Here is a 21,458-nt window from a genome sequence, read left to right on the forward strand (position 1 = left end):
TCTCGTCATGCCGGGGCGGGGGGGCTACCAGTAAGCGCATGCCAACTCAAGACGAACCCGGCACCGATCTGCCGCCCCGCCGCCGCCCACGCCGCATCGGGCTGTATGGCCCCTTTCTGCTGCTGGCCCTGCTGGCTGTCGGCTGGAGCGTCGCCTGGCTGCTGATCCGCGAGCGCGCCGCCTCCGGGCTCGACGAGTGGATTGCCGCGGAGGCGAGCGCGGGCCGGCGCTGGAGCTGTGCCGACCGGCACATCGGGGGCTACCCGTTCCGGATCGAGATCGCCTGCTCCGATTTCACGGTCGATCGGCCGGACGTGCATGCCTCGATCGGGCGGCTCCTGGTGGTGAGCCAGATCTACCAGCCACGCCACATCATCGCCGAAGCCTCGGGTCCGCTCCGCATCCAGGCCGGCCCGACCAAGGTCGAGGGCGATTGGCGGCAGCTCCAGGCGAGCGTGATTCTGCGCGAGCGCGGCTTCGACCGGATCTCGCTCGTGGCCGAGATGCCCAAAGCCGCGATGCAGAATTTCGGGGCCGCGACCCTCGACCTCGCCTCCCGGCGTTTCGAGGCCCATCTGCGGCCCGACCCGGCAGCGCCGGCCACGTTCGACCTCGTGATGCGCAGCGACGGCGCCGTGATCCCGGGCCTCGACGCGCTTGTGGGCGGCGAGGAGCCGGCCGATCTGCAGGTCGGCCTGGAGGTGACGGAAACCGACGACCTGCCGGCTCGCCCGCTCTGGAACGAACTCGAGCGCTGGCGCGTGGTCGGCGGGCGGGTCGAGCTGCGCAGCTTCGGCATGGTCAAGGGCCCACGCCGGGCCGAGGCCACGGGGACCTTCGGCATCGACGCCGAGCACCGTGTCGAGGGCCGTCTGCAGATCGCCGCGCTCGGTCTCGGCGGTCTCTTGGGGCGGCTCGCCGACGGATCCGGGATCGGCGGCGCGCTGATCGGGGCCCTGCTCGGGACTCCGGAACCGGCGGTAGCCCCGAAGGGGGCCGCGCCCGGCCTCAGGCCCCTGCCGCCGCTGCGGCTGGACGGGGGGCGCGTGTTTGTGGGGCCGCTGGCGATCCCGGGGATCCGGCTGCCACCTCTGTATTGAGGCTCGCGGCAGCCGCCAGCAGGCGGCCGACCACGCGGGCGAGCAGCTCCTGACCGGCATCGCCGCGCGCGCTGAGGATCGATTCCGGGTGGAATTGCACGGCGGCCACCGGCAGCTCGGCATGCTCCACCGCCATCACGACCCCGTCCTCCGTTTGGGCGACGACGCGCAGCTCCGGCGGCAGCGCCCCGCCGCGCGCATGCAGCGAGTGGTAACGCCCCACCACCAGCCGCTCGGGCGTGCCGTCGAACAGCCGGCTCGGCCCGACCTGGATCTCCGAGGGCTTGCCGTGCACGGGGACGGCGAGTTGGTCGAGCGTGCCCCCGAAATGCTCGACGAGCCCCTGCAGCCCGAGGCAGACGCCGAAGACGGGCAGTCGGCGCGCGAGCGCAGCCGCGATGATCTCGCCCATGCCGAACTCGGCCGGGCGGCCGGGACCTGGCGACAGCACCACGAGATCGGGTGCTGACCTGTCCAGCTCCGCCAGGGCGGCGCCGTGCCGGAAGGTGGACACCTCCGCCCCCGTCTGGCGCAGGTAGTCGGCCAGGTTGTGAACGAAGGAATCCTCGAAATCGACGAGCAGGACGCGACGCCCCGCGGCCGCCGCGTGGATGTCGTCGGCGGGGGCGTGGCCAGGGCGGGCCGTCCGGCCCCCGATGCTGGCCAGCATGGCCGAGGCCTTGAGCGCGCATTCCGCGTCCTCGGCCTCGGGGTCGCTGTCGTAGAGCAGCGTCGCGCCGGCCCGAACCTCGGCCACCCCGTCCTTGAGGCGCGCGGTCCGGATGGTGATGCCGGTGTCGAGATTGCCGTCGAAGGTGATGCGGCCGATGGCGCCCGCATACCAGCGCCGCGCGGAGCGCTCGTGGCGCTCGATGAAGTCCATGGCCCAGAGCTTCGGCGCGCCCGTCACGGTGACCGCCCAGGCATGCGACAGGAAGGCGTCGAGCGCGTCCATCTCGGGGCGGAGCAGGCCCTCGACGTGGTCCACCGTGTGGAACAGGCGGGAATAGGTCTCGATTTGCCGCCGGGCCAAAACCTTGACCGAGCCCGGCTCGCAGATCCGGGCCTTGTCGTTGCGGTCCACGTCCGTGCACATCGTGAGTTCGGCCTCGTCCTTGGCCGAACTGAGGAGGGTGCGGATCTGCTCCGCATCCTCGAAGGCGTCGCGACCCCGCGCGATGGTGCCCGAAATCGGGCAGGTCTCGACCCGCGAGCCCCGGACCCGCACGTACATCTCGGGCGAGGCCGCCACCAGGAACTCGCCTTCACCCAGGTTGAGCAGCCCCCCGTAGGGGGCCGGATTGGCGGCCGTCAGCCGGCGGAACACCTCGGACGGCTGGTCCGGGCAGGGCGCCCGGAAGGTTTGGCCGGGCACCACCTCGAACAGGTCGCCCCGAGCAAAAGCCTCCTTGGCCCGCAGCACCGTCTCGACATACTGGCCCGGGGCGTGGTCGCTGCCGGTCGCCACGTCGCCGCTCTGCGCAGGATTGTAGGGCGCCTCCGGCGTGGTCCGGGGCAGCCCGGCCGTGCCGACGCCCGCGACCTCGAAATCGTAGGACCGCCGCTCGGCCACCCGGCGGGCGTGATCGACCAGAATCAGCTCGTCCGGCAGGTAGAGCACGAGGTCGCGCGCATCGGCCGGACGGGGAATGTGGCGCTCGATCTCCTCGAACTGGAAGGCGAGATCGTAGGCAAAGGCGCCATACAGGCCGAGGTGGTCGTCCTCGCGGCTGCCGAACAGGTCACGCAGCCGGCGCAGCAGGGTCAGGATGGAGGGGCGGCGGCTGCGGTCCTCCTCGCGGACCTGCCCGGAGGGCGCCGCGATGCTGCCCGAGACGCTGTTCTGGTCCGCGTCGAGCGTGATCTCCGGCGCGGCCTCGAGCGCGGCCCGCACGGCCGGCAGCAGCACGCGGCCGCGCGCGTTCAGGGCCTCCACGGAGAAGCGCCGCTCGCGGGCGGTCACGCTCAGGGGCGGATCGACAAAGCCCATGTCCCAGCGCGTGTAGCGGCCGGGCGCCTCCATGCCGGACGAGAACAGCAGCCCCCGGCTCCCGTCGAGCTGCCCGATCAGCCCGTCGCAGGCATGGCCGTAGGGCAGGGCGGTGCGCGTGACCGCGACGCCGATGCCGCCGGCCGTCATGTAGCTATGGGTCGAACTCGACATGCTCTCTCCTCAGGCGGTGCCCGGGATCAGGAAGTCGGCCGAGAGATGCGCAAAGGTCAGGGCCGCCTCCGGATCGGGGCAGCCAAACGGTGACGTCCGGCAGGCCCCCTTAGACGGGGCGCCACCACAGAAGGTCGGGACGGACGACGTTGCGCATCGGCTCAGCCTCGCACCGCCGCATGCGGCCGTCAAGGAACCTCGCTGTCTCAGGCCCGCAGGCGCGGCACGTGGTTCTCGAACAGGGCGCGGGCCGCCTCGGCCGAGACCGCCTTGCTGAACAGGTAGCCCTGTCCCTCCTGGCAGCCCTGGGCGAGCAGTTGGGCGTGCTCGTCCTCGCCCTCGATTCCCTCTGCCGTGATGGTCAGGCCCAGCCCGCGTCCCAACCCGACCAGGGCGCTGACGATCTCGGCGCTTTCGCGCTCGGACCGCATGTTGGCCACGAAGCTGCGGTCGATCTTGATCTTGTCGAGCTTGAAGTTGCGCAGGTGGTAGAGGCTGGAATAGCCGGTGCCGAAATCGTCGAGCGCGATGCGGATCCCGGCCTCCCTCAGGCCGCCGAGGATCTCCTGGGCCGCCTCGAGATCGCGCACGAGGGCGCTTTCCGTGATCTCGATCTCCAGCCGATGCGGCGGCAGGCCGATGCGGCCCAACATGGCCAGGATGCGCAGGCCGAGGCCGGAATCCTTGAGCTGCGCCGGAGAGATGTTGAACGCGAGCGTGGTCGAGGCCGGCCAATCCACGGCCGCCCGGCAGGCCTGTTCCAGCACGGCGTCCGACAGCGCATCGATCTGGCCCGTATCCTCCGCGATGGGGATGAAGCGGTCCGGCGGCACCTCGCCGAGCTCGGAATGGGTCCACCGCGCCAGCGCCTCGAAGCCGATCACCTGCTCGGTCTTGAGATCGACCAGGGGCTGGAACATCGGCCGGATGTCGCCGCGTTGGAGCGCGAGCCGCAATTCAGCCTCGAGATAGGCGCGCTCTTGGACGTGCCGGTCCATTTCGACGTCGAAAAAGCGCAGGGCCGAGCGGCGCTCGGCCTTGGCCCGGTAGAGCGCGATGTCGCTGCGCCGGAGCGTTTCCTCGGGGGTCGCGTCCGCATAGGGCAGCAGGCAGATGCCGATGCCGGTGCTGATCTCGTGCCGGATCGAGCCCAGGGCGAAGGGTTCGCGCAGGCATTCGATCACCCTGAGGGCGGCGCCGGTCGCCGCCTCGGGACCGGCCAGATGCTGGGCGATGATGGCGAACTCGTCGCCGCCGAGCCGCGCCACCAGGTCGTCCTCCCGGACGGCGCTTCGCAGGCGGCGCGCCACCGCGATCAGCAGGTGGTCTCCCTCTGCGTGGCCATAAAGGTCGTTGACGGCCTTGAACCCGTTCAGATCGAGCGTCAGCAGCGCGTGCGCGCCGCCGAGCCGCGGTGGCGCCGCAATGGCGGCCTTCAGCGCGTCGTTGAAACGGCGCCGGTTCGGCAGGCCCGTGAGCGTGTCCCGGAAAGCGAGATCGCGGACCTGCTCCTCGGCGGCCCTGCGCAGGCGCACCTCTCGCTTCAACTCGCGCAGGCGCTTCCACATGAATCCCAGCAGGCCGGCCACCAGAGCGGCCCCTATAATGGGCAGTTCGTCCGTGCTGATCACCTTCGCGGCGGCGCTCCCGGCGCCTTCGACGAAGACGTCGACCTCCAGACAGACAAAGGCCACGGCAGCCGTGGCGAGGGCGCCGGCCCCGAGATCCCCGAGCGAAGCGCGATGGCGGATCAGGAAGCGCGGAATGTGCGCGAAGGGGGTCGGCCCCGTGGCCGGCAATGGGTGCGTCATTCCGGCACCCTGCCTCCGGCCTCCTGACGAGAGGTTAAACGGAAGCGCCGGCCGCTGCCTGGCCTGAGCGGCCGAGGCGCGGGCCAGCCGCTCAGCGACGCCGGCCGAAATCGGGCTCCGGCGTTTCCTGCCCTTGCGAGATGATGCCGCGCCGAATGGCGCGGGTGCGGGTGAAGAGGTCGAACAGGGCGTCGCCATCCCCCCACCTGATCGCCTTGGCCAGGACCGCGATGTCCTCGTTCAGCCGGCCCAGCATCTCCAACACGGCCGGGCGGTTGTGGAGAAAGACGTCGCGCCACATGGTCGGGTCGGAGGCCGCGATGCGAGTGAAGTCCCGGAAGCCGCCGGCCGAGAACTTGATCACCTCCGACTGCGTCACCGTCTCGAGATCGGCCGCGGTGCCCACGATGTTGTAGGCGATCAGGTGCGGCACGTGGCTCGTGATCGCCAGCACCAGGTCGTGGTGCTCGGCGCTCATGCGCTCGACCTCGGCGCCCATGGCGGTCCAGACCGCCTCGACGCGGCCGATCGCGGCCTCGTCCGTCCCCTCGGGCGGGGTCAGGATGCACCAGCGTCGCTGGAACAGGGTCGCGAAGCCGGCATCCGGCCCGGAATATTCGGTGCCGGCCACGGGATGGGCCGGGACCAGGTGCACGTCCGGCCGCAGATGGGGCTTGAGCTGCGCGATCACCGACGCCTTCACCGAGCCGGTGTCGGACAGGATGGCGCCCGGCTTCAGGCACGGCCCGATCTGCGCCCCGACGGCGTCGCAGGCGCCCACAGGGACGCACAGGATGACGAGATCGGCCTCGGCGACGCCCTGCGCGACATCGAGCGTCTGCTCGTCGCCGAGTCCCAGCGCCCGGGCCCGCTCCACCACGGCGGGATCGCGGTCAATGCAGACGATGCGGCCGGCCACGCCCCGTTCGCGCGCCGCCCGGGCGATGGAGGAGCCGATCAGGCCGATGCCGACGATGGCGAGCCGTCCGACGACCGGCTCGGCCAGAGGGGGACCGAGCGCGCCCGCGCTCACGAGTTGACCGGGCTCCGGCCCATGAACTCTGCCAGCGCCTCGAGGACGAGCGTGTTCGCCTCCGCCGTGCCGACCGTCATCCGCAGCGCGTCCGGCAGGCCATAGGCCCGCACGGCCCGGAGCACGAGCCCGCGCGCCGACAGGAAGGAATCGGCGTCCGCGGCGGTGCGGCCGGGCTCCCGCGGAAAATGGATCAGGAGGAAGTTGCCGACGCTCGGCGTGACCCGCAGCCCGACCGCCGCGATGCCGGCGGCGAGCTTGGGCAGCCAGGTGTCGTTGTGGGCGAGGGAGGCCGCGAGGTGGGCCTCGTCCGCGATGGCGGCGGCGCCGGCCGCGATGGCCGGGGCGTTGACGTTGAACGGGCCGCGAATGCGGTTCAGCGCGTCTACGACCCGCTCCGGTCCGACCATCCAGCCGAGCCGGAGAGCGGCGAGGCCGTGGATCTTCGAGAAGGTCCGCGTCATCACGACGTTCGGAGCGGTGAGCGCGAGCTCGAGTCCGGACGCATAGTCGTTGCTGCGGACATATTCCGCGTAGGCCGCATCCAGCACCAGCAGCACATGCGGGGGCAGCCCGGCATGCAGGCGCTTCACCTCGTCGAACGGCAGGTAGGTGCCGGTCGGGTTGTTGGGGTTCGCCAGGTAGACGATCCGGGTCTTCTCGGTGACCCGCGACAGGTAGGCATCCACATCGGCCGTGAGATCGGTCTCCTCGGCCTCCACGGGCACGCCGCCCGCACCCATGATGTTGATCTTGTAGACTAGAAAGCCGTGGCGGCTGTAGAGCCCCTCGTCGCCGGGGCCGATGAAGGTGTTGGTGATGAGCGCCAGAAGCTCGTCCGAGCCCGTGCCGCAGATGATGCGGGCCGGATCGATCCCGTATTTCCGGCCGATCGCCTGGCGCAGGGCGGTGGCGCCGCCGTCCGGATAGATCGCCAGGCTCTCGGCCGTGCCGCGAAAGGCTTCCACCGCCTTGGGGCTCGGTCCGAGCGGCGTCTCGTTGGACGACAGCTTGTAGACCTTGGCGACGCCCTCGACATGGTCGCGGCCCGGCACGTAGGCGGCGATGTCGAGAATGCCGGGGCGGGGAACCGGCCCGGCGGGTGTCGCGGCGGCGAGTGAGGAGGGCATCGCGATCTTCTGCGGCAGGAGGGCGCCGCTCTAACCTACCGGGACCGGGATCGCACGCGCAAAGTCGAAGACCCGGCGGGCTCGCCTCCCTGGACAGTCCGGGTTACGCATGCGGCGGCGCGCCATTCCGGCCGCGTCAGGGCAGGGGGAAAGCTTCCTGTGTCGATCGCCCGGGCGCCGGCGCCCTTGTCCCGGCGCAGTCTTTCCCTGGCGGTCGGCGGTCTCACCGTCACCCAGATCGTCGGCTGGGGCACCACCTTCCACATCCCGGCCGTGCTGTCCGGCCGCCTCGCCCGCGGCATCGGCCTTCCGGGGGAACTCATCTTCGGCGGCATCACGCTGATGCTGGTGGTGGCGGCCGCCATCGCCCCGGCGGTCGGGCGCGCGCTCGACCGGGACGGCGCCCGTCGCTGGATGGTGACCGGCTCCGTTCTGGCCGCGCTCGGTCTTGCGCTCCTGGCCGCGGCCGAGGGGCCGATCCTGTTCGCGGCCGCCTGGGTCGTGTTCGGGGCCGTGATGCCGCTGGCGCTGAACCAGAGCGCTTCCACGGCGCTGGTTCAGATCTCGCCCGCCTCCGCGCGCCGCGCCATCGCGCTCCTGCTGCTACTCACAGGACTGTCCTCGACCATCGCCTGGCCCGTGCTGATCTCCCTTGATGCGGCCTTCGGCTGGCGGGTCACGCTGCTGATCCTGGCCGCCGTGCATCTTTTCGTCTGCGCGCCGCTCCACCTCCTGTGCCTTCCGGCCGGCCGGGTTCTGACGGAGGCTGCGCCCCTCGCGCCCCGGCCCGATGGCGAGCCCGGGCCGGGGGCCCCGGCCCCGATCCCCGGCGCCTTCGCTCTTGCCGCGGTCGCCTTCTCGCTCAGCGGCATGCTGACCTGGGGGCTGCCGCTGCACATGGTGGGCTTGCTGCAGGCCTATGGCCATGCCGAGACGGCGGCCGTCGCCATCGGCGCGCTGGTCGGACCGGGGCAGGTGCTGGCGCGCGCCTTCGAGATGCTGGGCGGCAGTCGAATCGGCATTCTGGAGGTCGGCGTCGGCGCCGCGCTCCTGATGCCGGTGGCTCTCGGAGTGCTGCTGCTCTGGGGCGCCTCGCCGCTCGGGGCGCTGGTGTTCTCGATCGGCTACGGCCTTTCGGCGGGCCTGATCTCGATTGTCCGAGCGGTGGCCCCGCTGCGGCTGTTCGGGGCGGCTGCCTACGCGGCCATGCTGGGTCGGCTCAACGTGCCGCAGAACATCGCCTTCGCGGCCGCCCCGCTTGGCTTCGCGGTGATCCTCGAGCGGTTCGGGGCGGCGGCGCTTACGGGCCTGGCGCTCGCCGTGGCGCTGGTCTGCCTCGGCACGATGTGGCGGCTGGCGCGCCGGGCGGCGGCTCAGGCCGGCTGACGGGCCCGGAGGGGCACCGGCTCGGGGTGGCTACCGACCGGGACGAGGTCGGAGACCGAGAGCCCGCCGGCGAGTTCGGCCGGATCCAGCTCCGCCGGGGCGGCGACCAGGCAGCTGCCCTCGGCCGCGGCCAGAACGGCGACGCCCGGGAGCCGGCCCGGGCCATCGGCGCTTCCCGCGCCGCCTTCGGCCGCGAACAGACGCACGGCGCCGAGCCCCTCGCCGGAGATCACGCGTGACAGCACCAGGAGCTGCGTCGGGGCCGGGTGGCCGGGCCGCTCGGTGAAGGGCAGCCGGGCGATCACCTTGGGGGCGTCCGCCGGCCGCAGGGCCCGCCACCATGCCCCTGGGGCCTGGCCCGGGGCGACGAGGCCGAGATCACCGCGCGACGCCGCCACGGCGGCCACAACCTCGGCGGCGCTCCCATGCGTGTGCAGCGGAACGGTGAAGCCGAAATGGAATCGGGCGCTGTCCCGCATCGCGCCGTCTCCGGCGGCGAGGTCGGCGTGGACCGCGAAGGGGGCCTGCACGTGCGTGAACGTGGAAATGATGACGCGCCAGATCGCCTCAGGTGCGTCGAAGGGGAGAAGGCCGCCGTGTCGGGCCGCCAGAACCCGCATCATGGCGGCCTCGCGCTCGGGTCGGAAGGCTGAGCCCGAGGCGGCCGTGCCCTTGGTCGCAATCAGCCTGTCGATGATCTCGCCCCGCTCCATGAGGAGCCGGTGCATGCCCTCGTCGATGCGGTCGATCTCGCGACGGAGGGCTGCGAGGGCCGATGCTCCGGAGCCGCTTGCGTCCATTCTGCTGCCTTGCCGCGGGGGCGCTGTGGCCCGGGAGGTCAGGCCCTTTAGGTCCCGGTGGCGGTGCTGCCAAGTCGGCGGGCCGAGCCGATTCGTTGACTTGCCGGCGGCGATCACGACATGAACCGGCACCATGAACGAGCACAGCTTCAGGGGACCGGCGCCGACGCACCGGTCCGAGGCGGATGAGCCGACCAGCCCCGTCCAGCGCTTCGCCGCGTCCGAAGCGCTGGTTCTGGATGCCGGCATCGCGCTCGGCCCCTGGCAGATCGCCTACCAGACCTATGGCGAGCTGAATCCGGACCGGTCCAACGCGGTGCTGGTGTGCCACGCCCTCACGGGCGACCAGCACGTCGCCAACATCCACCCGGTCACGGGCAAGCCGGGCTGGTGGGAAACGCTGGTCGGGCCCGGGCGGCCGATCGATACCGAGCGATTCTTCGTGATCTGCGCCAACGTCGTCGGCGGCTGCATGGGAACCACCGGGCCAGCCTCGGGCAACCCCGATTCGGGCCGCCCCTGGGCGCTCGACTTCCCGGTCGTGACCATCCGGGACATGGTGCGGGCCCAGAAGATGCTCATCGACCGGCTCGGCATCCCCAGCCTGTTCTGCGTGGTGGGCGGCTCCATGGGCGGGATGCAGGTCCTGCAATGGGCCGCGAGCTACCCGGACCGGGTCTTCGCCGCCATGCCGATCGCCACGGGCGCACGGCACTCGGCCCAGAACATCGCCTTCCACGAGGTCGGCCGGCAGGCCGTGATGGCCGATCCCGATTGGCGCCGCGGGCGCTATCTGGACGAGGGCGTGCGGCCGCGGAAGGGCCTCGCGGTCGCCCGCATGGGCGCGCACATCACCTATCTGTCCGAGGGCGCGCTGCACCGGAAGTTCGGCCGCACGCTGCAGGACCGGGACGCCCCGACCTTCACCTTCGACGCGGACTTCCAGATCGAGAGCTACCTGCGCTACCAGGGCATCTCCTTCGTGGAACGCTTCGACCCGAACTCGTATCTCTACGTGACGCGGGCGATGGATTATTTCGACCTTTCAGCAGATTACGGTGGAACGCTGGCCAATGCGTTCAGGGGGTCGCCGACGCGGTTCTGCGTGATCTCCTTCACGTCAGACTGGCTCTTTCCGACCCGCGACTCGCGCGCCATCGTGCATGCGCTGAACGCGGGCGGCGCCCAGGTCGGCTTCGTGGAGATCGAATCCGACAAGGGCCACGACGCCTTCCTGCTCGAGGAGCCTGAGATGTTCGCGGCGGCGCGCGGCTTCCTGGACGCCGCCGCTTCGGCCAGGGGCATCGCGTGAGCGGCGGGACCCTCGGCCCCCCGCCCGTGAACTCCGCCGCCGTCGCCGCGTCAGCCCAGGGCCGGCAGGTCGGTGAGGGTCACCCCCGCAAGGACCACCTCCTGGTGGCCCGGATGGTGGAGCCCGGCTCGCGGGTGCTCGACGTCGGCTGCGGCGACGGGCTCCTGCTCGCGCTGCTGCGGCAGCGGCGCTCCGTCGACGGCCGCGGCATCGAGCTGTCCCGCGAGGGCGTCAGCCACTCCCTCGCCCGCGGGCTCGCCGTGATCCAGGGCGACGCCGACACCGACCTCGTCGATTACCCGGACGACAGCTTCGACTACGTGATCCTGTCCCAGACCCTGCAGGCGACGCGGCAGCCGCGGGTGGTGCTGGAACACATGCTGCGCATCGGCCGCCGGGCGATCGTGTCGTTCCCGAATTTCGGCCACTGGCGCGTGCGCTACGAGATCGGGGTCCGCGGCCGCATGCCGGTGACGGAGAACCTGCCCCAGCCCTGGTACGACACCCCCAACATTCACTTCTGCACGATCCGGGACTTCGTCCGGCTCTGCCGCGAACTCGGCGTGCAGATCGAGCAGGCGCACGCGCTGGGCGCGAGTGGCGATCCCGTCCGGGTGAACCTGCCCTGGTGGGTCTGGAACCTGTTCGGCCAGCAGGGGATCTTCCTGCTGCGCCGAGGCTAAGGCCTTCTCAGCGGGTCAGCCGCATGGACCCGATGCCCTGGGCGATCTTCTTGAAGGCGGCCACGAGGGCGGTCGAGTCGTTGGCCACGAAGCTGTAATCGCTGCCCGAGGCGCAGTTCTGCAGCAGCGACAGGCCCTGAGCGTCGATCGGGTCGGTGCTCGTGCTGAACCCGACCGTGTAAACGATGACCTTCTTGGCCTTGGCGTTGGTGCAGGCATCGAGCAGGAGTTCGTCGATGGCGGCGCGGCCGTCGGCGCTGGTCGTGAGGTTGGTGCGGCCGGTCTTGAAGCGCGAATTCGCGGCCGCCGCATCCGTGCCATCGGCGTTCTGGAAGTAGCCGTAGGCCGAGTACTGGGACTTTCCGAGCACGCGCGAATCGCCGCTCCAGGTGTTCGTGCCGTCGGTCATCAGCACGATCACCTTGCTGTAATTCGTGGCGTCGTAGGCGGCCGGGGGGCCGGCCTGGGAGCTGAAGACGCTGGTGGGAGAGATCGTGCGCCAGCCCCACATGAAGCCCTCATGGACGTTGGTCTGGCCTTCGGGTTGGAGGGCCGTGATTTCCGTCTTCAGCGTCGCCTGGGCCGTGCCGAGCTGGGACAGGGGCCGGGAGGTGCAGGACCAGTTCGGGCCGTAGGCGCTGGTCCTGGCGTTGGTCGGCGTCTTGTACTTGCAGGCCTGGGTCATGCGGGTCGAGGCGGCGGCGTCGTTCTGGCAGGTGCCGCTGCTGGACGTGCCGTCGTCCAGGTACGAGTTCGTGTTGGTCGTGTCCTGGCAGGTTTGCGAGCTGCCGCTCGAGCAGCTCTTGGTGTTGCTGACTTCGTCGGGCGCGAAGAGCGGCAGGATCAGTCCGGCAGGGTGGCTCGTCGAAACGGCTTCATCCGTCACGTTGTAGGGATAGACCGGGGACTCGACGCAGCCGCGCCAGTCCCAAGCCGGATCGACGGTCTTCAGCTTTTCGAACAGCGACAGGCGGCTCGTGAAACCCTGTCCGCTGCGGCCCGTGATGTACTGCCAGTGAAGCGGGCTCGCCGCCGTGGTGTCGAGCCAGGCCGCGCTGCGCTGGGCCGCCGGGATCGCGACCGAGGCCGCGAAGGGCACCAGGGACATGCGGACATGGCCCGGAAGAGCCCCGGCCGTGTACATGAAGTCCACGAAATCCTTGGCGGCCGTCTTGGCGGCATCCATCTTGGTCTGGCCGTTGCCGCCGGCCCTGGCCATGGAGCCGGTCGTGTCGAGCACGAGGGCGATCTCGAAAAACTGCTCGCTCGCTGAACAGGTCGCGTCGGCTGCCACCACGACGGTGTCGTGGCTCACGATCTTCATGAAGGCCGTCGGATAGGTGGAGGCGGTCTGGAGCCTGACGTTGCGCGGCGAGTTGATGACCTGAAGGTCGGTCACCGAGACCGCCCGGCTCGTGACCTGCTTGGCGAGGTTCGACTCGGCCAGCGTGCGCAGTTCGGCGACGGTGAGGGTCGCGGGGGCCTTGCACAGGCTCAGCGTTGTCGAGTCGGTGGCGGCCTGCAGGACCGTCTGCAAACCGGCGGCGCCGGAATAGTCGATGGCGGCTCCGGCCGCCACCAGGATGGGCGTCAGCGCCAAGCCAAAGATGATCCCGACATTGCCGGCACGGGACCGAAGAAAGCGCTGGAACACGGAGCGGGGCAGTGTGCGGACGGACATCGGGTCGCCTCCATCCGGCGGCAGAACCCCGGTCTGGCACCTCCGCCTAGCGGAATTGTTTTACACTTGCGTTCGGTCGATTGCTCAAATGCGAGGCGATCGTCAGCCGCCCGTGGACATCGGGTGAAGGTCGCGCACCATCCCCTTCAGGCGTTCGTCCAGCACGTGCGTGTAGATCTGGGTGGTGGCGATGTCGGCATGGCCGAGCAGTTCTTGCACGATCCGGAGGTCCGCCCCGTTCTGAAGCAGGTGGCTGGCAAAGGCGTGGCGCAGCACGTGCGGGCTCACCTTCTCGGCCCGCAGACCCGACGCCCCGGCCAGGGCCTTCAGATCGCGGGCGAACGCCTGTCGCGTGAGGTGGCCGCTCTCCGACTCGGCCGGGAATAGCCAGGGCCCGGGCCTTGCGCCGGAGAGGTCGAGCCAGCGCCGCGCCACCTCGCGGGCCGCCTCCGTCAGGGGAACGAGGCGCTCCTTGCGGCCCTTGCCCCGCACGATGATGAAGCGCTCGCGGGCCCGCGCCGCGGCCCGCGGCAGGCTGATCAGCTCCGAGACCCGCAGCCCGGTCGCGTAGAGGAGCTCGACGAGGCACAGAAGCCGCACCGCCTGGGCCCTGGAGCCCGGGCTTGCATCGGGATTGTCCGCCCCCTCCCGGGCCGTGGCGAGAAGCCGGTCGACCTCCTCCACCGACAGGATCTTGGGCAGGCCGCGGCCGCGTTTCGGCCCGGCCGTCGAGGCGGTCGGATCGCCGGAGGCGTGCCCTTCGGCGTAGAGGAACTTGTGGAACTGCCGCACGGCCGAGAGGCGGCGGGCGGCCGAGGACGGCGCCAGCCCGCGGGCCGACAACCCGGCCAGGTAGGCCCGGATCGCAGCCGGCTCCACGGCGGCCACCGGACCCTCGATCGCCTCCAGGTAGTCGGCGAGGTCTCGGCCATAGGCGTCGAGCGTGTTCTTGGCGGCGCCGCGCTCCGCCGCCAGCATGTCCAGAAACAGGCTGGCCAGGCGGCCGTTGCTCGGGATCGGGGTCAATGCGGTCTCACGAAAGGTGGCCTGCGCCGGCCCGCATGATACATGCAAGCGCATGGACAAAGTCCTGCCACCCGAGGCCTCCGAGCCGCTCGCTGCCACCGCCGCCGGTGTGCTCGGCGCGTCGGGCACCGGGCTTGTCGAGCGGCTCGGCGGGCGCTCGGTGGTGCTGGTCGGGCTGATGGGAGCGGGCAAGAGCACGATCGGCCGCAGGCTCGCCCTGCGCACCGGGCTGCCGTTCTACGACGCCGACACCGAGATCGAGACCGCGGCCGGGATGCCGATTGCCGACATCTTCACGATCTACGGAGAGCCGGCCTTCCGGGACGGCGAGCGCCGGGTCATCTCCCGGCTGCTCGAGGGCCCGCCCATCGTGCTCGCGACCGGCGGGGGCGCCTATATGGACCCAGAGACCCGGGCCCGGATCAGGGAGAGCGCCATCTCGGTCTGGCTCAAGGCCGATCACGAGACCCTGATGCGCCGTGTCCGGAAGCGCTCGCACCGGCCTCTTCTGCAGACCGCCGATCCGGACGCGACCATGCGGCGGCTCATGGCCGAACGCGACCCGGTCTACGCCCAGGCGGACGTGACCGTGCTGTCGCGCGATTCCACCCAGGACAGGGTCGTCCAGGACGTTCTCGCCGCCCTTTCAACGTTTATGTCAGCCGAGGTTTGAGCATGTCCGCCGCAACGGCGTCCCCCGCCCCGGAGGTGGTTCATGTCGGTCTCGGCGAGCGCGCCTACGACATCCTGATTGGCCGCGATGCGCTCCGGGCGGGCGAGGCCCGGCTCGCGGCGCTCGGGGCCCGGGCGGCCGCGCTCGTGACCGACACGCACGTGGCGGCGCTGCACGGCGTGGCCGTGACGCGGCGCCTCGAGGCGGCCGGGCTGCGGGTCGTGCCCTGCAGCGTGCCGCCGGGGGAGGGGTCCAAGAGCTTCAGCGAGCTGGCCCGAGTCACCGACAGGCTGCTGGAAGGCCGCATCGAGCGCGGGGACCTCGTGGTCGCGCTGGGCGGCGGCGTCGTGGGCGACCTCGCCGGCTTCGCGGCCGCCATTCTGCGGCGCGGCGTGCGGCTGGTGCAGATCCCGACCTCGCTGCTGGCGCAGGTCGATTCGTCCGTGGGCGGCAAGACCGGCATCAACACGGCGGCCGGCAAGAACCTGGTCGGCGCCTTCCACCAGCCCTCGCTCGTGATTGCCGACACCTCCCTGCTGGACACGCTGCCGGCGCGCGAGCTGCGGGCGGGCTATGCCGAGATCGTCAAATACGGGCTCATCGACGACCCCGGCTTCTTCGGCTGGTGCGAGGCGAACGGCCGGGCCGTGCTGGCGGGCGGCCCCGAGCGGGACCATGCAGTCGCCGTGAGCTGCCGGGCCAAGGCCGCCGTGGTGGTGGAGGACGAACGCGAGGAGGGCCGTCGCGCGCTGCTCAATCTCGGCCACACATTTGGCCATGCCCTCGAGCGCATCGTCCGCTACGACGGCGCCCGGCTGGTCCACGGCGAGGCGGTGGCGATCGGCCTCGTCCTGGCCTTCCGGTTCTCGGCCGCGCGCGGGCTGTGCGACGCGGCCGAGGCGGACCGCGTGGCCCGCCATCTCGCCTCCCTCGGGCTCCCGACAGGGCTCTCCGACGTTCCGGGCGGCTTCGGGTCGCCCGAGGCGCTGCTCGACGCCATGGCGCAGGACAAGAAGGTCAAGGCCGGCCGGCTCACCTTTATCCTGGCGCGCGGCATCGGCCGCAGCTTCGTGGCCGAGGGCGTCCCCGGCGCCGACGTTCTGGCGTTCCTGGCCGCGGAGGCTGCGCGAGGCTCCGCCCCGTGAGCGACTGGCTGGACGCGCCCTGGCCAGAGGTGGCTCTCGCCCTGGCGCTTCTGGCTCTCGCTGCACTCTTGTCCGCATTGCGAATCTGCCTCGCCCGCGCCTCCCGCAAGGGCAGCATGCTGCGGGCCGCCGCTGCCGGCCTGTCCGGCACCTATGTCCGCGAGGAACTGCCGATCCGGGCCCGCGTGCTCGGCGCCATGCTGGTCGGCAACATCGTCCTCAATGTGCTCGGCACCGTGTGGCTGACCGGCTCGCTCATCGACTGGGCAGGTCCGGCCGGCTCGCTCTACGCGGTCGCGGTCGCCTCGGCCTGCATGATCCTGTTCGAGGCGCTGGCCCGGCTCGGTGATCGGGCGGGCTGGACGGAGGCGGCGCTACGCCGCGTCGGTGTCAGACCGGATGCCTATGCCGGCATCCTCTCCGCCACGGAGGAGATCCGCGAGCAGGTCGATCTGCTGCATCAGCAGGGCGAGGTGGTGAAGTCCGAGCGGGACATGCTGGGCGGGCTGCTCGACCTGCGTGAGCTCACGGTGTCGGACGTCATGGTCCACCGCACCAAGATGCGGACCATCGAGGCCGACCTCCCATCGGACGAGATCGTCCGCGATGTGCTGGCCTCCTCCCACACGCGGCTGCCGGTCTGGCGCGGCACGCCCGACAACATCGTCGGCGTGCTTCATTCGCGCGATCTCCTCCGGGCCAGCGACGCGGGCCGCGTGCCCGTGGACGTGCTGAGCGTCGCGAGCGCGCCCTGGTTCGTGCCCGACACCACCAGCCTGCGCGACCAGCTCAGCGCCTTCCTCCTGCGCCGACAGCATGTCGCGCTGGTGGTGGACGAGTACGGGGTCCTGATGGGCCTGCTCACGCTCGAGGACATCCTCGAGGAGATCGTCGGCGACATCTCGGACGAGCACGATGTGGCGACCCGGGGCGTGCGGCCGCAGCCGGACGGCTCGATTCTGGTCGACGGCTCGGTGCCAATCCGCGACCTGAACCGGCTCATGGACTGGTCTCTGCCGGACGAGGAGGCGACCACCGTGGCGGGCCTCGTGATTCACGAGGCCCAGGCGATTCCGGAGGCCGGGCAGCTCTTCACCTTCCACGGCTACCGGTTCGAGGTCCTGCGACGCGTGCGCAACCGCCTCACCGCGCTCCGCGTGGCCCCCCATAGCCCTGTGGGCCCGGCCGCGCCCACGGACCGGCCGCGGCCGTAGCCTGAGCTGCGCCGTGCGCTGCGCCGTCAGGCCAAGCTTGCGGCCGGAAGCGCCGGGCCGGCCGGCTCGGCCAAGGGCGGTTCGCCCCCCGCGCCGACCATGAACTGAGCCCGGGCGAGTTCTGCGAAGCGGCCGTTCTTGGCCACCAGCTCCTCGAAGGTGCCGCTTTCCACGATTCGGCTCGCCTCGAAGACGAGGATGCGGTCGGCGTTGCGGATGGTTGCGAGCCGGTGCGCGATGACGAAGGTGGTGCGCCCCTTCATGACCTCCTCGAGGGCGACCTGGAGCTTGCGCTCGGTCGCGGCGTCGAGGGCGCTGGTCGCCTCGTCCAGGATCAGGATGGGCGGGTTCTTGAGGAGCGCCCGGGCGATGGACAGCCGCTGGCGCTCGCCGCCGGACAGCGAACGGCCGCGCTCGCCGATCACCGAATCGAGCCCCTCCGCCTGGCGCAGGATGAACTCGGAGGCCTGGGCCCGGTCGAGCGCCTCGCGCATCTCGGCTTCCGTGGCGTCCGGGCGGCCGACCTGGAGGTTCTCCCGGATGGAGCGGGCGAACAGCATGGGCTCCTGGAACACGACCCCGATGTTGCGGCGGAGCGAGGCCAGGCAGACGTCGCGGATATCGATGCCGTCGATCCGGATCGCGCCCGATTGCGGGTCGAAGGCGCGGTGCAGCAGGCCCAGGGTGGTCGACTTGCCGGACCCGGTGGCCCCGACGAGCGCCACCGTCTGGCCGGCCTCGGCAGAGAAGGACACGTCGGCGATCGCCGTGCGCTTGCCATCGTAGGAGAAGGACACGTTCTGGAATTCCACCGCGCCGGCGAAGCGGTCGATGTTCTGGGCGCCCGGCCGGTCATGCACCGTGGGCGAGGTGTCGAGGATCTCGTAGAACTCCCGGATCTTGGGACCCTGCATGAAAAGCTGGTTCACGAAGCCGACCACCTGCTCCAGCCGCCCGATCAGCATGGTGGCGATGGACATGAACATGACGACGTCGCCGATCGTCGCCTTGCCGTTGAGGTTCAGCCACGTCCCGAGAAGGAAGATGGAGGTCACCGTCAGGGTGGCGGAGGCCCGCGTCGCGATGGAGGCGAGCGCCCACCACGACAGGACCGGCGTCTGGGCGGCCAGGAGCTGGCTGATGGTGCTTCGGAGCTCGCCCGTCTCCTGCTTCACCCGGGTGAATGACTGGATGACCGGCACGTTGCCGAGCGCGTCCGAGGCCTGTTCGGCCAGGCGCGAGTGGTAGGTCTCCACCCGTCCCTGCAGCGTCTCCGTCTTGCGCAGGACCAGCGCGGTCAGGACCGTGAAGACCAGCACCAGGACCACCAGGAGGAGGCCGAGTCGCCAGTTCAGGAGCAGCGTCAGCGGCAAGAGCACGCCCAGGGAGACGAGGGCCGAGAAATGGTCGCGGAAGAAGCCGAGCCAGAGCCAGGCCATCCCGTTCGACCCCTCCAGCATGACCTTCAGCACCCGGCCGGAATGAGTCGAGGTGTGAAAGGCGAGGGGCAGTTCGAGCACGTGCTCGAAATAGGTCGCCATGGTGACGAGTCGGCGCCGGTGCGAGAGCCGGTCGGCATGAAGCGCGACAAGAACGCCCGCCCCGATGGTGAACAGGCCGAATCCGACCCAGGCGGCCAGCAGGGGGAGAAGCGACGTGAAGGTCACCGGTCCGGCCGGGCCCGCCCCGCCGCCGGTCAGCCGGTCAATGATGCGGCCGAACAGAATCGGTTCGGCAAAGGCCGCGATCGCGAGGCCGATATTGGCCAGCGCCAGCACCGCCCCGAGCTTCAGGTCGGAGCCGAGCTGGCCGAGCACGCGGACATAGAGTCGGATCAACCACATCGAAAACAAGCACTCCTCGGCGTGACCATGCCGGGCCACGCCCGGGGCTTCAAGCTGAGCGGCCGCTGTGGCCGCAATGGCCGGCCAGGGCGCGCGAACCGGCGGGGAGGGCGGGATGCTCCGATGGCCTGTGCTCGCCAGTACACGTCGTTGACTTGGCTCTCGCAAATCCCTACATGCGGCCCGTCAACCGAGCTGTCTCATGCGGCCGCGCGTCGCTCCCGGGGGGAGCGTCGACGCGATGTCTGTGCTGAGATATCCGCCTCGGTCGAACCGAATAGAGATCACAGGCTGGGCACTCCGGCCGAGGAGAGGTGGACGTGGCCCGTATTGCAGGCGTCAACATCCCGACCAACAAGCGTGTCGTTATCGCGCTTCAGTATATTCATGGCATCGGGGCCAAGAAGGCTGGGGAAATCGTCGAAAAGGTTTCGATCCCGGCCGAGCGTCGCGTCAATCAGCTCACGGACGCGGAAGTGCTGCAGATCCGTGAGACGATCGACCGCGACTACCAGGTCGAAGGCGACCTGCGGCGCGAGGTGTCGATGAACATCAAGCGGCTCATGGATCTCGGTTGCTACCGGGGCCTCCGGCACCGTCGCAACCTGCCGGTCCGCGGCCAGCGCACGCACACCAACGCCCGCACCCGCAAGGGCAAGTCGAAGCCGATCGCCGGCAAGAAGAAGTAATCTGCCGCGGCCCAGCCGCGGCAGGTCAGCCTCGGGCCTGGCCCGAGGAGCGCTCTCCAGCGCCGAACCCCGACCATCGGGGTAGCCGGGACGACCCGGCGAGGCGCGGGAGGGTTCAACGGGCCGGCTCAGCCGGCTGATCACCTCCACATCCCGAGCGCCTGGCACCACGGGCGCGCCCGAAGGATCGAAAATGGCCAAGGAAACTGTCCGCGTCCGCCGTCGCGAGCGCAAGAACATCGTGTCGGGCGTCGCGCATGTGCACGCCTCGTTCAACAACACGATGATCACCATCACGGATGCGCAGGGGAACACCATTTCCTGGTCGTCGGCCGGCTCGATGGGCTTCAAGGGCTCCCGCAAGTCCACTCCCTACGCCGCCCAGGTGGCGGCCGAGGACGCGGCCCGCAAGGCCTCGGAACACGGCATGCGGACGCTCGAGGTCGAGGTGTCGGGCCCCGGCTCCGGTCGCGAATCGGCCCTGCGGGCCCTCCAGGCCACCGGCTTCACCGTGACCTCGATCCGTGACGTGACGCCGATCCCGCATAACGGGTGCCGGCCGCGGAAGCGTCGCCGCGTCTGAGTCGACGCCGTGCCCGGCCACCGCTTGGCCCGGCGCATGATTGTCCACGCGACCCAGCGGGGCGCGGCCAAGGCCGCCGCTCCGCGATCGCCGTCCGAGAGGTAGGCCCGTGATACAGAAAAACTGGAAAGAGCTGATCAAGCCCAGCAAGCTCGAGGTTGCTCAGAGCGAGGATCCGAAGCGCGTCGCCACGATGGTGGCCGAGCCGCTCGAGCGGGGCTTCGGCACGACGCTCGGCAACGCCCTGCGCCGCGTGCTGCTGTCGTCGCTCCAGGGCGCCGCGGTCACCTCCGTCCATATCGATGGCGTGCTGCACGAGTTCTCGTCGATCCCGGGCGTCCGGGAGGACGTCACCGACATCGTGCTGAACGTGAAGACGATCTCGATCCGCATGCAGGGCGACACGGCCAAGCGCCTGACGCTGCGCAAGACGGGTCCGGGCGCGGTCACGGCTGGCGACATCAACACCACCGGCGACATTCAGGTCCTCAACCCCGAACTCGTGCTCTGCACGCTGGACGAGGGCGCGGAGATCCGGATGGAGTTCACCGTGATGTCGGGCAAGGGCTATGTCCCGTCCGAGCGCAATCGGCCCGAGGACGCGCCGATCGGGCTGATTCCGGTCGACAGCCTGTTCTCGCCGGTCCGCAAGGTGTCCTACCGGGTCGAGAACACCCGCGAGGGTCAGATTCTCGACTACGACAAGCTCACCATGACGGTGGAGACCAACGGCGCGGTCACGCCGGAGGACGCGGTGGCCTATGCCGCCCGGATCATCCAGGACCAGCTCTCGGTGTTCGTGAACTTCGAGGAGCCCCGCCGCGAAGAGGCACAGACCCTCGCACCGCAGCTGCCCTTCAACCCGGCGCTGCTCAAGAAGGTGGACGAGCTCGAGCTGTCGGTCCGTTCGGCGAACTGCCTGAAGAACGACAACATCGTCTACATCGGCGACCTTATCCAGAAGTCCGAGGGCGAGATGCTGCGGACCCCGAACTTCGGCCGCAAGTCGCTGAACGAGATCAAGGAAGTGCTCGCCGGGATGGGCCTGCACCTCGGCATGGAAGTGCCGGGCTGGCCGCCGGAGAACATCGAAGATCTCGCGAAGCGCTTCGAGGAACATTACTGAGCGACGGCGCCTTCGGGCGCCTCGTGATCTGATCTGGGGCCGGCGCAGTCCGGCCATG

18 protein-coding genes are annotated in these 21,458 nt (G+C 70.4%); 10 read left to right on the plus strand and 8 right to left on the minus strand.

Annotation, left to right across the window (positions count from 1 at the left end):
* The first annotated feature begins 38 nt into the window (after positions 1 to 38).
* Positions 39 to 1,100 (plus strand): DUF2125 domain-containing protein, encoded by a 1,062-nt coding sequence (locus JWR86_RS10720; protein WP_299564860.1) that lies wholly within the window; start codon positions 39 to 41, stop codon positions 1,098 to 1,100.
* Here the strand turns inward: JWR86_RS10720 and JWR86_RS10725 are convergent.
* From JWR86_RS10725 to JWR86_RS10740, 4 genes are all read right to left on the minus strand, one after another.
* Complete coding sequence (locus tag JWR86_RS10725; protein ID WP_299564863.1) at positions 1,009 to 3,264, minus strand: anthranilate synthase component I; 2,256 nt, start codon at positions 3,262 to 3,264, stop codon at positions 1,009 to 1,011. The genes JWR86_RS10720 and JWR86_RS10725 overlap by 92 nt on opposite strands.
* A gap of 206 nt (positions 3,265 to 3,470) precedes the next feature.
* Positions 3,471 to 5,075, minus strand: a complete 1,605-nt coding sequence (locus JWR86_RS10730; protein ID WP_299564866.1) for an EAL domain-containing protein — start codon at positions 5,073 to 5,075, stop codon at positions 3,471 to 3,473.
* A 91-nt stretch (positions 5,076 to 5,166) separates the two neighbouring features.
* Positions 5,167 to 6,108: a prephenate/arogenate dehydrogenase family protein gene (locus JWR86_RS10735; protein WP_299564869.1), complete on the minus strand. Its 942-nt coding sequence runs from the start codon at positions 6,106 to 6,108 to the stop codon at positions 5,167 to 5,169.
* Entirely contained in the window at positions 6,105 to 7,238 is a 1,134-nt protein-coding gene (locus JWR86_RS10740; protein ID WP_299564872.1) for a histidinol-phosphate transaminase, read from the minus strand. The genes JWR86_RS10735 and JWR86_RS10740 overlap by 4 nt, the downstream gene beginning before the upstream one ends.
* Positions 7,239 to 7,424: 186 nt before the next feature.
* Between JWR86_RS10740 and JWR86_RS10745 the strand changes: the two genes are divergently transcribed.
* Positions 7,425 to 8,624 carry an MFS transporter gene (locus JWR86_RS10745; RefSeq protein WP_299564875.1) on the plus strand — a complete coding sequence of 400 codons (1,200 nt, stop codon included), beginning with the start codon at positions 7,425 to 7,427 and terminating at the stop codon, positions 8,622 to 8,624.
* On the opposite strand, the gene JWR86_RS10750 is transcribed toward JWR86_RS10745, so the two are convergent.
* A complete protein-coding gene (locus tag JWR86_RS10750) occupies positions 8,612 to 9,424 on the minus strand; it encodes a chorismate mutase (RefSeq protein ID WP_299564878.1) in 813 nt (270 codons plus the stop codon). The genes JWR86_RS10745 and JWR86_RS10750 overlap by 13 nt on opposite strands.
* Before the next feature lie 133 nt (positions 9,425 to 9,557).
* Here JWR86_RS10750 and JWR86_RS10755 point away from each other — a divergent pair, with 133 nt between their 5' ends.
* On the plus strand, positions 9,558 to 10,736 hold the full coding sequence (locus JWR86_RS10755) for a homoserine O-acetyltransferase (RefSeq protein ID WP_299564882.1): 1,179 nt from the start codon (positions 9,558 to 9,560) through the stop codon (positions 10,734 to 10,736).
* Between the two features lie 26 nt (positions 10,737 to 10,762).
* Positions 10,763 to 11,419, plus strand: coding sequence for a methionine biosynthesis protein MetW (metW, locus tag JWR86_RS10760; RefSeq protein ID WP_299564944.1), 657 nt, complete (start codon positions 10,763 to 10,765; stop codon positions 11,417 to 11,419).
* Between the two features lie 7 nt (positions 11,420 to 11,426).
* Here the strand turns inward: metW and JWR86_RS10765 are convergent, their stop codons facing one another.
* Positions 11,427 to 13,100, minus strand: a complete 1,674-nt coding sequence (locus tag JWR86_RS10765) for a pilus assembly protein (RefSeq protein ID WP_299564886.1) — start codon at positions 13,098 to 13,100, stop codon at positions 11,427 to 11,429.
* A gap of 102 nt (positions 13,101 to 13,202) precedes the next feature.
* Complete coding sequence (locus tag JWR86_RS10770; RefSeq protein ID WP_299564889.1) at positions 13,203 to 14,126, minus strand: site-specific tyrosine recombinase XerD; 924 nt, start codon at positions 14,124 to 14,126, stop codon at positions 13,203 to 13,205.
* A 52-nt stretch (positions 14,127 to 14,178) separates the two neighbouring features.
* Between JWR86_RS10770 and JWR86_RS10775 the strand changes: the two genes are divergently transcribed.
* From JWR86_RS10775 to JWR86_RS10785, 3 genes are read left to right on the plus strand one after another with little or no spacing between them, the layout of a single operon-like run.
* The gene (locus JWR86_RS10775; RefSeq protein ID WP_299564892.1) at positions 14,179 to 14,799 is read left to right on the plus strand and encodes a shikimate kinase; all 621 of its coding nucleotides are present in this window, start codon (positions 14,179 to 14,181) and stop codon (positions 14,797 to 14,799) included.
* A gap of 2 nt (positions 14,800 to 14,801) precedes the next feature.
* A complete protein-coding gene (gene aroB, locus JWR86_RS10780; RefSeq protein WP_299564895.1) occupies positions 14,802 to 15,944 on the plus strand; it encodes a 3-dehydroquinate synthase in 1,143 nt (380 codons plus the stop codon).
* Positions 15,941 to 17,158 carry a transporter associated domain-containing protein gene (locus JWR86_RS10785; protein ID WP_299564898.1) on the plus strand — a complete coding sequence of 406 codons (1,218 nt, stop codon included), beginning with the start codon at positions 15,941 to 15,943 and terminating at the stop codon, positions 17,156 to 17,158. The genes aroB and JWR86_RS10785 overlap by 4 nt, the downstream gene beginning before the upstream one ends.
* Before the next feature lie 26 nt (positions 17,159 to 17,184).
* Here the strand turns inward: JWR86_RS10785 and JWR86_RS10790 are convergent, their stop codons facing one another.
* Entirely contained in the window at positions 17,185 to 19,002 is a 1,818-nt protein-coding gene (locus JWR86_RS10790) for a glucan ABC transporter ATP-binding protein/ permease (RefSeq protein ID WP_299564901.1), read from the minus strand.
* Between the two features lie 320 nt (positions 19,003 to 19,322).
* Here JWR86_RS10790 and rpsM point away from each other — a divergent pair, with 320 nt between their 5' ends.
* From rpsM to JWR86_RS10805, 3 genes are all read left to right on the plus strand, one after another.
* Complete coding sequence (gene rpsM / locus JWR86_RS10795) at positions 19,323 to 19,691, plus strand: 30S ribosomal protein S13 (RefSeq protein WP_299564904.1); 369 nt, start codon at positions 19,323 to 19,325, stop codon at positions 19,689 to 19,691.
* Positions 19,692 to 19,884: 193 nt separating this feature from the next.
* Positions 19,885 to 20,274, plus strand: coding sequence for a 30S ribosomal protein S11 (gene rpsK, locus JWR86_RS10800; RefSeq protein ID WP_299564907.1), 390 nt, complete (start codon positions 19,885 to 19,887; stop codon positions 20,272 to 20,274).
* 109 nt (positions 20,275 to 20,383) lie between these two features.
* Positions 20,384 to 21,400: a DNA-directed RNA polymerase subunit alpha gene (locus tag JWR86_RS10805; protein WP_299564910.1), complete on the plus strand. Its 1,017-nt coding sequence runs from the start codon at positions 20,384 to 20,386 to the stop codon at positions 21,398 to 21,400.
* The last annotated feature ends 58 nt before the right edge of the window (positions 21,401 to 21,458 follow it).

It is taken from the genome of Enterovirga sp. (assembly GCF_028290205.1).
GTDB lineage: Bacteria > Pseudomonadota > Alphaproteobacteria > Rhizobiales > Beijerinckiaceae > Enterovirga.

Excerpts from the sequence above, each read along its gene's own strand:
- JWR86_RS10720 (WP_299564860.1), top strand. The coding sequence starts at position 39 with ATGCCAACTCAAGACGAACCCGGCACCGATCTGCCGCCCCGCCGCCGC.
- JWR86_RS10725 (WP_299564863.1), bottom strand. The coding sequence starts at position 3,264 with ATGTCGAGTTCGACCCATAGCTACATGACGGCCGGCGGCATCGGCGTC.
- JWR86_RS10730 (WP_299564866.1), bottom strand. The coding sequence starts at position 5,075 with ATGACGCACCCATTGCCGGCCACGGGGCCGACCCCCTTCGCGCACATT.
- JWR86_RS10740 (WP_299564872.1), bottom strand. The coding sequence starts at position 7,238 with ATGCCCTCCTCACTCGCCGCCGCGACACCCGCCGGGCCGGTTCCCCGC.
- JWR86_RS10750 (WP_299564878.1), bottom strand. The coding sequence starts at position 9,424 with ATGGACGCAAGCGGCTCCGGAGCATCGGCCCTCGCAGCCCTCCGTCGC.
- JWR86_RS10755 (WP_299564882.1), top strand. The coding sequence starts at position 9,558 with ATGAACGAGCACAGCTTCAGGGGACCGGCGCCGACGCACCGGTCCGAG.
- JWR86_RS10765 (WP_299564886.1), bottom strand. The coding sequence starts at position 13,100 with ATGTCCGTCCGCACACTGCCCCGCTCCGTGTTCCAGCGCTTTCTTCGG.
- JWR86_RS10775 (WP_299564892.1), top strand. The coding sequence starts at position 14,179 with ATGGACAAAGTCCTGCCACCCGAGGCCTCCGAGCCGCTCGCTGCCACC.
- aroB (WP_299564895.1), top strand. The coding sequence starts at position 14,802 with ATGTCCGCCGCAACGGCGTCCCCCGCCCCGGAGGTGGTTCATGTCGGT.
- JWR86_RS10790 (WP_299564901.1), bottom strand. The coding sequence starts at position 19,002 with ATGTGGTTGATCCGACTCTATGTCCGCGTGCTCGGCCAGCTCGGCTCC.
- rpsK (WP_299564907.1), top strand. The coding sequence starts at position 19,885 with ATGGCCAAGGAAACTGTCCGCGTCCGCCGTCGCGAGCGCAAGAACATC.